This is a genomic window from Micrococcus sp. TCR-5 (genome assembly GCF_052220525.1).
GTDB lineage: Bacteria > Actinomycetota > Actinomycetes > Actinomycetales > Micrococcaceae > Micrococcus > Micrococcus luteus.
The window spans coordinates 1-469 of record NZ_JBQPDO010000047.1; the positions used below are offsets into that span (position 1 = coordinate 1).

Below are 469 nucleotides of genomic sequence, written 5' to 3' on the forward strand. Positions count from 1 at the left end.
TGGCCGGCTCGTTCGGTGGCGCGGACTTCGCGTCCTGGTATGACGGGCACCCGGATGTGCCGCGGCATTGGCCGTTGGAGGCCACGCAGGTGGCGGTGATCGGCAACGGGAACGTGGCCCTGGATGTGGCCCGGATCCTGTCCAAGCATGCCGAGGACCTGTTGCCCACCGAGATCCCGGACAACGTGTACCGGGACCTGGCCGCCTCCCCGGTCACGGATGTGCACGTGTTCGGTCGGCGTGGGCCGGCGCAGGTGAAGTTCACCCCGTTGGAGCTGCGGGAGCTGGCGCATTCCCGGGATGTGGACATCGTGTTGTACGAGGAGGACTTCGACTTCGATGAGGCCTCGGAGAAGGCGATCGAGGAGAACAATCAGGTCCGCACCATGGTGGGCACGTTGACGAACTGGCTCATGGAGCAGGAGGACCGTCAGCAGAGCGCCTCGCGTCGGCTGCACCTGCATTTCCT

1 pseudogene is annotated in these 469 nt (G+C 65.7%); it reads left to right on the forward strand.

Features of this window, described 5'->3' with window-relative positions:
• Positions 1 to 469 (forward strand): annotated as a pseudogene (locus ACTSKS_RS11040) (pyridine nucleotide-disulfide oxidoreductase); the annotation flags it as partial.